This window comes from Klebsiella sp. M041 (assembly GCF_059759695.1).
On sequence record NZ_JCAXWU010000025.1, the window covers coordinates 16,065 to 25,480 of the forward strand.

Consider the following 9,416-nt stretch of genomic DNA (forward strand, 5'->3'; position numbering starts at 1 on the left):
TCGGCTGCAAATTGCCCTTCGCCGCTCAGTGATGAAGTCGAACGTTTTAATAAACCGCGAAGGAGAAAATCAGTATGCGCACAATGAAAGTCAACACCGCCACTCGTGAATCAGACGAACAGTTTAAAACAGACAAATATCTGCGCTGTGCCGTAACCAATGGTAAAGCTCGCCTGGATTTTATCCCGGACCTCTTTTTTACGCCGTTAGCCGATAATATGGCCGCGAGCTGGTTACGCCAGCATTCTGAATACGACGGTGGTTCCTGGTCTTACTGGGTTATTCCACAGGGTGTTGGCGGGAATATTGCACCCAACAGCATCCAGTTCATTACCACGCAGACCGGATATATCGCACCAGAAGGTGATCAGCGTTACAGGATGTGCATCCCGGGAAATTATTTCGAAGGTGAGGTCAGCGCCGATGCAGCAGGCATTATTGCCACGCTGATGATTATGAACAGGCTGTCCTGGCACGTGGCTGAAATGGGGCCGCAATATGACCAGATCTGCAGGCGTCTGGTTTCACGGCAGGATGCACTGAAGGATTATATCAGCATTATTCAGCATCCCGAACGGCATTTAATATGGCGGGCAATTGATTAATCACTTCCCTGTTCTGAAGACCTCATGAATGAGGTCTTCAGTTTTTTGTTAAAGATGACTGGCCGGCATTTTTATTTCTCTTGATAGCCAGGTAGATGGCCTCAATCTTCCTGGCGTACTCCAGTCGTCGTATGGCCTGCCTGTCCGATCTCCGGAACCCGGCGTTGTAGGCGCCGACTGCCTCCCAGCTGACTCCCCATTTTTTAAAAGCCAGTGCCAGATAATAAGCACCGGTGTAAATATTCAGACAGGCATCAGTCAGAAGGTGTCCCGGTTTAATACCGTACTGCGACAGTTCACCCTGGTGTTGCGAGTCGATCTGCATCAGTCCGGCACCGTAGCCAGATCCCGGGTTTTTCCCAATGGCATTCACCTTCCATTTAGACTCCTGCCATGAAATAGCCCGCAGTAGATCGGGATCTATTCGATAGTCCCGTCCTGCCATATCAAAACAATCCGCAGACCAGGCAGGCGTGGAAATTAAAAGCAGGGTAGCTAATACCAGTTGTTTTCTCAAAAGACTCCCTCCGGGTCGGTTCCCGCAAATACGTTAACCCAGACCAGAACCAGACTCAACAGATATGCACTCCTCACCACAAAATCACCACACCCCACGCAAAATTAAAATTTTGCAGATTTATTATTTAAACCATAGAGTTATGGTCAACTAAATTACACTATCTTTCATTATGTAATATAAATATGAATCGCAGATGAATCGCTAACGATTCACTTATAAATCGTGGGTGAATCAGTAACGAATCAACCCTTATGAAATCTAGCTTTATTGGCGAATTGACTCTAGATTCAATTCGTGGTGTGATTCGCCTTATGAATCGAGTTTCAAGGCGGTGAATCTAGATTCGAATCGCGAATTGAATCGTTGGTGAATCGTCTGAATTGGTTGGCTGTAAATAGTATCAAGATTTCTTTTTATATTAAGGGATGGATATGGCAAAGATACAGGCATATGTTAGCGATGAAGTTGCTGAAAAAATTAATGCCATTGTGGAGAAACGGAAAGCTGAGGGCGCCAGGGAGAAAGATGTTAGTTTTTCCAGTGTGTCTACGATGCTTGTCGAGTTAGGCTTGAGGGTTTATGAAGCGCAAATGGAAAGGAAAGAAAGCGGCTTTAATCAGATGGCTTTCAATAAGGTTTTGCTTGAAACAGTTTTGAAGACACAATTTGCAACCAACAAAATTTTGGGAATTTCTTGTTTGAGTCCACATATCTCAGGTAACCAAAAATTTGAGTGGCGATTTATGATTGATAACATTCTGGAAGACACTAAAGAAGTGGTCGATACATTCTTTCCAGAATCAGAAGATGGTGACGAAGAGTAAACTACACAACATTAAGTTATCTAGATTATTAAACTAAAATATAAAAAATAAAAGCGGAATGATCTGCGTATTTTTAGTGACAGGGAAGTGGGTTACATTTATCATAGTTTGAGAGGCTCAGGTCTCACAAAATTTGAGAATCGCTGATGTGAAGGGTTGGCCCCCTTCACATCAGCTGCCCATAGAATCCTGTTGAGGAGGCTCCTATGTGTTCGATGGATCGTATTGAAAACACCAACTGTAGTCAATTGGATTTCTTTCGTGAAATGCAATTAACTGTCAACCTTTCTAGCCATCCTGCTTGTATAAGGCTCCGTGATGGATCCTTTTCCCATTTCAATCATTCTTTCGCTACAACTTTTCTGCACAATATTAACGTTAACATATGGTTTAACCGTTTGGAAATCTCCTCTTCTTTACGTCTGTCAGCTCTTGACGCAGAAGTTTACTCAGGCGATCGAAAAATGCTCGTTGAGGAAAATTTGCCCATTAATGGGAACCGATGGGATTTTATAATAGAACGGATGTCATTTGATGGAACAGAGTTCACTCTGTGGAAGTTCTGTCATCTTCAACGAGGCGGTTTTTTACTGTCTCCTGTTCGCTCAGGTTTTATAAAAAAACTCAACGAATTTAAAAATGCAGTCGGTTTTTTAACTGATGTTCAGATTGAGACTCTGGCTCTATATTCTTTTGGTGCCTCCCACAATCAGATTTCAGAGGTTTTAAATATAGCAATTGGAACATCGAAAAACAGGGTGAATCGTATTCTTGCTGCTTTACCAATCCGCACGAGAGAAGAGGTATTTTATTTTTTATTCGCCAGTGGAATGGCCTTTTCATTCTGTAAGGTTGTTACAGAATTAATTGGAAGTCGCGTTAATAAATTGTTAAATAAATAGTGACCTTTTGTCTATTGTGTTAAGGGGTTTTATTTGTGAGACTACTCCTATTGAAAAGTAGAGTGGAGGTGCAAGTGAGGCGAATGACTACTCGTCCGGCATTAGGTCCATGCGTTAGTTTCAAACTTGATGAAGATACGCATCTGAAATTGGTAAATGCCAAAGAGAGAAGCGGACGTAGTAAGGCTGGGGAGGTTGTGCTTAGGGTTAAGGATCACCTTTTACGCTATCCAGATTTTTATCCAACTGTAACATATAAGAGTGTGAGTTTTGGTCCTGTTGTTATGGCCCGCTTTGATGAGGATACAAACAAAAAACTGATTGCAGCTAAAAATAAAAGTAACAGAAGCAAGTCGCATGAAGTTTATCTTCGTCTCAAAGCACATCTGTTCGAATTTCCTGATTTTTATAGTTCTGAAGTCGAAGTGATAAGGAGGTCAGTATCTGAAACATAAGTAGTCCCGAAGGTATTACCATTTAAACATTATCTATTTAAAAGGAAATAAATATGAATGCTGTATTAAGTGTTCAGGGCTCTGCTGTCCCTGAAAAAACCAAACCGTCTTTTATGTCCCGCGTTTTCAATAAAAAGAAAGCCCTGAAAGCCGCTAAAGTTGTGCTGCCGGTTGCTGCTGTGGCGGCGTTCTTCCCGGATGCTGCGATGGCCACCACCACGGCAACCGACCTGATGAAGTCCGGGGATGCGACCGTTAAAGGCACGTTTGGTAAGCAATCCAGCGTCGTCAAATGGGTGGTTCTGGCAGAAGTTGTCGCCGGCGGCATCATGTACATGATGACCAAAAACGTGAAGTTCCTGTTTGGCTTCGCGATTATTTCCACCTTTATCACCATCGGTATGTCGGTCGCCGGTTACTGACAGGAAGCACGTGATGACGGGAGACGAATTAAAGCGATACCGTTTCCCGGAAACACTGACTAACCAGTCCCGCTGGTTTGGCTTATATCTCGATGAACTTATCCCGGCCGTGATTTGTCTCGGCTGGGGTTTCTGGACCAGCAAGTTCATTTTTGGTATGGCTGCAGCGGCACTGGTTTTCTGGGGTATCAAGAAACTGAAAAAAGGGCGGGGCAGTTCCTGGCTACGCGACCTGATTTACTGGTATCTGCCAACCTCCCTTCTTAAAGGTTTCTTTCATGATGTTCCGGACTCCTGTTTCCGGCAGTGGATTAAATAAATCAACGGGGAAATAACATATGGAACATGGTGCCAGACAAAATACCACTCGCGTTATCGCTGTGGGATTTATCAGTCTGGGGACACTCCTGACCCTCAGTCTTGCGACCAATATTATCCAGGGCATAAATAATTACCGTCTGCAGACGGAACAGAAAGTGGCGGTGACACCGATGTTATTCCGTGCCCCCTTTGCGGTGTCTCAGAACCAGGCTGACGCTTCTTATATTGAGCAGCTGGGCCTGTCCTTTGTTGCCCTGCGTCTGAATGTCACGCCGGAAACGGTTGATGCCCAGCATCAGCAGCTTCTCCGGTATGTATTACCCGCTGCGCAGAACAGCCTAAAGGTCCAGCTGGCTGAAGATGCGAAACGCATTAAAGACAATAACGTTAATGCCACCTTTTATATGACCTCGATCCGTGCGTGGCCGGCAGAGAACCGCGTGGATATCCGGGGTGAGCTGAAAACGTGGATTGGGGATTCCAAACCCTACAGTGAAATTAAAAGCTATGTCATTCAGTTCAGTCGTGTCGATGGTGTCAGCTGGCTGGCGCGTTTTGGAGAAATAAATAATGAAAAAAATTAACCCGTTATTTATTTCAGGTTGTCTGCTGTTGGTCGCCCCTGCGATGTCAGCGACCCTTAGCGGTACGCTGGCGCCGACAGTGGTTCCCCTGACCAATGGCGGTCAGGCAAATATTGCCGTGAGTAACACCGATCCGAATCTGTTCACAGTACCTGGAGATCGCATCACGGCGATAAACAGCCTGGACGGCGGCCTGACAAACCAGGAGCAGACCGACAGCGGCGGCGCCATTCTGGCGACCGTCAGTAAAAAACCATTCACCTTCATTGTGGAAACCGAACGCGGGCTGAACTTCTCCATTCGTGCCGTGCCCCGTGCGGGCTCAGGCCGGACAATTCAGCTGGTCAGCGAGCTGGCGGGTACCCCCGGTCCGGCAAAAGCCTGGGAAGAGTCGAATCCCTATGAATCGTTACTGGTTTCGCTGAATCGCGCCGTGCGTCAGGGCAGCGTACCCGATGAGTATCAGTCTGTCCCCGTCACTTCTGAAGTGCTGCAGGTGCCGGCTGGTCTGCGCGCCACTGCCGATCGGGTCTGGGTCGGTCATCACCTGAAAGTTGTCCGTTACAGTCTGGACAATGTCTCCCTGTCGGCCCGAATGGTGCGTGAAAGCGATTTCTGGCAGCCCGGAACACGTGCCGTCATGTTCAGTACCCCGGCGGGCCTGCTGACTGCCGGTGGTCGCATGCAGATCTGGGTCACGACGTCAGATGAAGGAGTGAAGCGCTGATGGCCAACTTCAACACGCTGATCAAACGTAAGCAATATATCTGGCTGGGACTCATTCTGGCGGGCGGCGCGGCAGCAGTCGGAGGCGGGCTGTATCTGTCAGATCTGAACATGAGCTCTGATGAGGAAGCCCCGACTCAGGGCGAACCCGCACCGGATATGACCGGGGTGGTCGACAGCAGCTTCAACAGTAAGGTGGAGCAGCACGCGACAACAGAAATGCAGGCGACTGCCGCTGATCTCAACAAGCGTTTTGACTCCCTGCAGGGGGAAGTGGACCTACTGAGTAAGGCGCGAACCGCTGACCAGATACGTATCGACAAACTCAGCAGTGACAATGAAGCCATGCAGAATCAGCTGAAGGCGCTGGGCGTGAAACCGGCTGTCTCTGGTGGCGAGCCCGCGCCGACTCCTCCGTCACCGCCACCCGGTCCGGAAGGGGAGCCGCAGCCAGCCAGTTATCCGCCGCAAACCGGCGCCGCGGTACCGCCTCCGACGGCATTCTATCCCGGGAATGGTATGACACCGCCGCCGCAGGTCAGCTACCAGTCTGTACCGGTACCAAACCAGATACAGCGTAAAACGTTCAGTTACGACAAAGGAAAAAAAACGAAGTCATTGCCGTACATTCCGTCGGGGAGCTTTGCAAAAAGCATGCTTATCGAGGGGGCAGATGCCAACGCGTCTGTTACCGGGAATGAATCAACTGTACCGATGCAGTTGCGTATCACCGGTCGCGTGGAAATGCCAAACAGCAAAACCTACGACCTGACAGGGTGTTTTGTGGGCCTTGAAGCCTGGGGCGATGTCTCCAGCGAACGCGCCATTGTCCGTACCCGCAATATCAGCTGTATCAAAGGTGATAAAACCATCGATCAGCCCATTAACGGCCACGTTTCCTTTATGGGGAAAAACGGGGTTAAGGGAGAGGTGGTGATGCGTAACGGAAAAATCCTCGGCTGGGCATGGGGGGCCGGTTTTGTTGACGGGATTGGTCAGGGCATGGAACGGGCTTCACAGCCGGCTGTTGGCCTGGGGGCAACAGCATCTGTTGGCGCCGGTGACGTTCTGAAAATGGGGGTCGGCGGTGGTGCATCTAAAGCTGCGCAGACGCTGAGCGAGTACTACATCAAAAGGGCCGAGCAGTATCACCCGGTCATTCCGATTGGTGCCGGCAACGAAGTTACCGTCGTGTTCCAGGATGGATTCCAGCTGAAAACGATTGAAGAACTGGAAGCGGAAAAGAACGGGCAACAGCAGGCTCAGAATCAGGAGGCGGAGCCGGCACCGCAGGCTGATGCACATCATCAGTCAGGCGGCGGTATGAACGGATTCAATACTGACGAGATGCTGAAGAAGCTGGGCAAACTTGATCCGCGTGAGTTCTCTCCGGGCGCAGCGCCGCAGGGGGAAAATAATGGCTAAGTCTCTCATTACTACTGTTCTGTCAGCACTGCGCTGGGCTCACTGGCTGGTTAAGTGTGCGGTGGTCTATCCGCTGGCCATGATGATGTTACTGGTTGTTCTGGTGTTCCGGACGGGACCGTACACGTTCGGCCAGACGCTGGTGAAAACCGTAGAGTCTGTGCAGCAGGAGGGATATGTCATTCAGGACTGCACGGGGCCGAAAGAACTTAATGGTGATGCGGTGAACGCTCCACTGCCTCCGGTTTTACAGGAAGACTGCACCACCGTCAGTACGGATGCGGCAGGGTATGCAGCATATATCGACCAGAGCTATACGCATAATATTCTCTGGCTCTGGCTGCTGATGGCGGTGGTGTTTACCGGGATGGCTGTGGTTTTCCGTAGGACTCCTGTCCGCAGGGGATTTCTCGGGTGAAGGATGTCAGGGGGGTACCTGCGTAATGAACAGGAAGCAGGAGAAAAGGAGCCTAACACTGTACCTCAATCTGCAAATTATTTAGACCCCAAACTTTATGAGGAGCTTGTAAGGGCTGCTAATAATCTTGCAGAAGCAGTATTCAGGAAGACTGACTGGAAATCGATTTTTAAAAAATAAACAGATTACGGGTGAATATATGAAGGAATTAATGCTGTTAATTCCTCTGGGCAGCGCTTTGCTCTTAACCGGGTGTGCGGGCACAGAGACCGAATTTCAATGTAATGCCACGACGTCGGATACCTGTATGACGATGGAGCAGGCAAATGAAAAAGCGAAGCTGAAAGAGGAACGCAGTGATGCAAAGCCGGCTGCGGCCGGGTTGCCACAACTGGCTGAGGGTAATTTCAGAACCACATCAGTTAATTCGTATCCATTGCCGCCACAGCCAAATTTAATGCGTCCCGGAGCAACGACAACTGCACCGACTAATACAGTAACGTCAGGATTGCTGACGAATAACAGGAAAGTCAGTATGCCGGTGTATCGGCCCGTGGCTGTAGCGCCAGCTGTTCGACCAGTGAGTGTATCAACTTTTACATCGCCGGTGACGGTTCCTGGTAATTATCCCCGGCCATTAAGAAAAGGGGAGGAGACAACGTCATTGTGGATAGCGCCGTATGTGGATGCAGATGATGTATATCACCAGCCAGCAACGGTTCTTTTTGTCGTGACACCATCGGCGTGGGGACAACCTCGCCTTAATTGATTCACAGCGCCATTACTGGCGCTGCAGGAAGTTCTCATTTCTGAATTAAAACGAGTGCCCTCTGCGTTGAAAGGGATGGGCGGTAGCGTGTGAAATGAACGTCGATAACGAAAAATGAAAGGATTTGAAAAATGACTGACTCAATGAAATATCTATGGCTGCTTTTACGCGAAGATTCGTCATATATTTTTATGTTGATGCTGATTGTTGGTTCTGCCGTAATCGTGTCTGCCTTTTTTCAGAGAGTAATCACATCCTGGTGGGGTAAAACCCTCAGTGTGATACTGTGTATGGTGAGTATGATTACTACAGCAACAGGAGTTCTTGATCCTGAGTCAACATATAAACAAATTATAAACAGGAAAGAAAATATCATCTATACGCTGAAAAACTGCAGAGTCTCCGCATTTGAAGCGCAGCAGGCAGGGTTTCTGGCTAAAGCAAAAGATGCCTGGTCTTGCCCGGATGGCGTAACACGGTATATGGATGTGAGATACAGGGATAAGGCAGAGATTAATAAACTCAGTACGGAAGGTAAGTAACGTTATGGATGAATTATTCAAATGGACGATGATGCTGGTATTTTTATTGGCAGGTTATAGCCTGCTGTTTTCTACTGACAGTAATACAGTGCCCGAAGCTCTTTCTCATCACTGGAAAAATGACTGCCGGTTGCTTGAGACCAATATTGATAAAGGGTTTTTCTCTCCTGCGCAAAATCGACTTCAGTGTGGTGATGTTATTGAAAATGTAAGCAAGTCTGATTATGACAGAGCGATGAGTGGCGATAAGCAAACAACTCTCGCAGAGGCAATGAAAGAAATATTCATTCGTTAATATATAAACAGAGGCAATAAAGTATGCATGCCTTTATTTTTCTGGTGCTGATGACGCCGAGTAGTGGTGGTGGAATTTGGGATATTACTCCTATGCCTAATACAGATGTCTGCATAAAAATGCTACGGGTACTCGAAGCACGTGGAGGCAGAGGTTACGGAAGTAATACAGGAGAGTGCATTGAAATTAAAACACGCGAGCCTTTGAACAGCGTGATGGAAACATTGAGTGAGGGTGGGTAAATGGCTGAGTCTCTGTTAATTTTTGATAGTGATGGTTATGTACGACTGTTTTTTGCAATGGCAATCATTATCTGTGGTTACGGCTATGTAATTATGGGTGTTTTTATAAGAGATGCGCTTGCCTATATTTTAATGTTGTTTGGGCTTACAGGTCTCAGTGCTTTATTTTCTTTCATGGTATTTATGGATAAAAACATGTGGGCCGGTTCTCCTGATTTGACGCTGTCAGTAATAACGGGATTTTTTACAGCCACAGTGATCTTTTATATGTTTTATGTCTTGATTTATTCCTTTGATCGGGTGGGGGCCGGTGAATAGTAAGACCGATGGTCAGTATTAACAATCTCACGTTATTTGAAAGTATGC

At 47.6% G+C, this 9,416-nt stretch carries 15 protein-coding genes and 1 pseudogene; 15 read left to right on the forward strand and 1 reads right to left on the reverse strand.

The annotated features are described in order from the left end of the window. Positions 1-74 precede the first annotated feature (74 nt). Positions 75-605, forward strand: a complete 531-nt coding sequence (locus tag AC6CWS_RS23535) for an antirestriction protein (protein WP_082226180.1) — start codon at positions 75-77, stop codon at positions 603-605. A 37-nt stretch (positions 606-642) separates the two neighbouring features. On the opposite strand, the gene AC6CWS_RS23540 is transcribed toward AC6CWS_RS23535, so the two are convergent. Beyond that, complete coding sequence (locus tag AC6CWS_RS23540; protein WP_082226181.1) at positions 643-1,122, reverse strand: transglycosylase SLT domain-containing protein; 480 nt, start codon at positions 1,120-1,122, stop codon at positions 643-645. Positions 1,123-1,556: 434 nt separating this feature from the next. Here AC6CWS_RS23540 and traM point away from each other — a divergent pair, with 434 nt between their 5' ends. The 14 genes and pseudogenes from traM (at position 1,557) to AC6CWS_RS23610 (ending at position 9,368) form a co-directional block, all read left to right on the forward strand. Then, positions 1,557-1,949, forward strand: coding sequence for a conjugal transfer relaxosome DNA-binding protein TraM (gene traM / locus AC6CWS_RS23545; protein ID WP_004206766.1), 393 nt, complete (start codon positions 1,557-1,559; stop codon positions 1,947-1,949). 206 nt (positions 1,950-2,155) lie between these two features. Then, positions 2,156-2,851: a transcriptional regulator TraJ family protein gene (locus AC6CWS_RS23550; protein ID WP_023307551.1), complete on the forward strand. Its 696-nt coding sequence runs from the start codon at positions 2,156-2,158 to the stop codon at positions 2,849-2,851. A gap of 83 nt (positions 2,852-2,934) precedes the next feature. After that, positions 2,935-3,306 carry a TraY domain-containing protein gene (locus tag AC6CWS_RS23555; protein WP_004208838.1) on the forward strand — a complete coding sequence of 124 codons (372 nt, stop codon included), beginning with the start codon at positions 2,935-2,937 and terminating at the stop codon, positions 3,304-3,306. 53 nt (positions 3,307-3,359) lie between these two features. Further along, positions 3,360-3,728: a type IV conjugative transfer system pilin TraA gene (gene traA, locus AC6CWS_RS23560; RefSeq protein WP_023307550.1), complete on the forward strand. Its 369-nt coding sequence runs from the start codon at positions 3,360-3,362 to the stop codon at positions 3,726-3,728. Between the two features lie 13 nt (positions 3,729-3,741). Continuing rightward, positions 3,742-4,047 carry a type IV conjugative transfer system protein TraL gene (traL, locus tag AC6CWS_RS23565; protein WP_004178059.1) on the forward strand — a complete coding sequence of 102 codons (306 nt, stop codon included), beginning with the start codon at positions 3,742-3,744 and terminating at the stop codon, positions 4,045-4,047. A 19-nt stretch (positions 4,048-4,066) separates the two neighbouring features. Continuing rightward, on the forward strand, positions 4,067-4,633 hold the full coding sequence (gene traE / locus AC6CWS_RS23570) for a type IV conjugative transfer system protein TraE (protein ID WP_004152602.1): 567 nt from the start codon (positions 4,067-4,069) through the stop codon (positions 4,631-4,633). Continuing rightward, positions 4,620-5,360, forward strand: a complete 741-nt coding sequence (gene traK, locus AC6CWS_RS23575; protein ID WP_004152497.1) for a type-F conjugative transfer system secretin TraK — start codon at positions 4,620-4,622, stop codon at positions 5,358-5,360. The genes traE and traK overlap by 14 nt, the downstream gene beginning before the upstream one ends. Next, positions 5,360-6,784 carry an F-type conjugal transfer pilus assembly protein TraB gene (traB, locus tag AC6CWS_RS23580; protein ID WP_023307549.1) on the forward strand — a complete coding sequence of 475 codons (1,425 nt, stop codon included), beginning with the start codon at positions 5,360-5,362 and terminating at the stop codon, positions 6,782-6,784. The genes traK and traB overlap by 1 nt, the downstream gene beginning before the upstream one ends. Beyond that, positions 6,777-7,196, forward strand: a pseudogene (gene traP / locus AC6CWS_RS23585) (conjugal transfer pilus-stabilizing protein TraP); the annotation flags it as partial. The gene traB and the pseudogene traP, both read left to right, overlap by 8 nt. Before the next feature lie 205 nt (positions 7,197-7,401). Next, positions 7,402-7,971 carry a type IV conjugative transfer system lipoprotein TraV gene (traV, locus tag AC6CWS_RS23590; RefSeq protein WP_023307547.1) on the forward strand — a complete coding sequence of 190 codons (570 nt, stop codon included), beginning with the start codon at positions 7,402-7,404 and terminating at the stop codon, positions 7,969-7,971. 131 nt (positions 7,972-8,102) lie between these two features. Continuing rightward, positions 8,103-8,513, forward strand: coding sequence for a hypothetical protein (locus tag AC6CWS_RS23595; protein WP_023307546.1), 411 nt, complete (start codon positions 8,103-8,105; stop codon positions 8,511-8,513). Positions 8,514-8,517: 4 nt separating this feature from the next. Further along, on the forward strand, positions 8,518-8,808 hold the full coding sequence (locus AC6CWS_RS23600; RefSeq protein WP_032423381.1) for a hypothetical protein: 291 nt from the start codon (positions 8,518-8,520) through the stop codon (positions 8,806-8,808). A gap of 23 nt (positions 8,809-8,831) precedes the next feature. After that, positions 8,832-9,050 carry a hypothetical protein gene (locus AC6CWS_RS23605; protein ID WP_004171484.1) on the forward strand — a complete coding sequence of 73 codons (219 nt, stop codon included), beginning with the start codon at positions 8,832-8,834 and terminating at the stop codon, positions 9,048-9,050. Next, entirely contained in the window at positions 9,051-9,368 is a 318-nt protein-coding gene (locus AC6CWS_RS23610) for a hypothetical protein (RefSeq protein ID WP_498256446.1), read from the forward strand. Positions 9,369-9,416 lie beyond the last annotated feature (48 nt).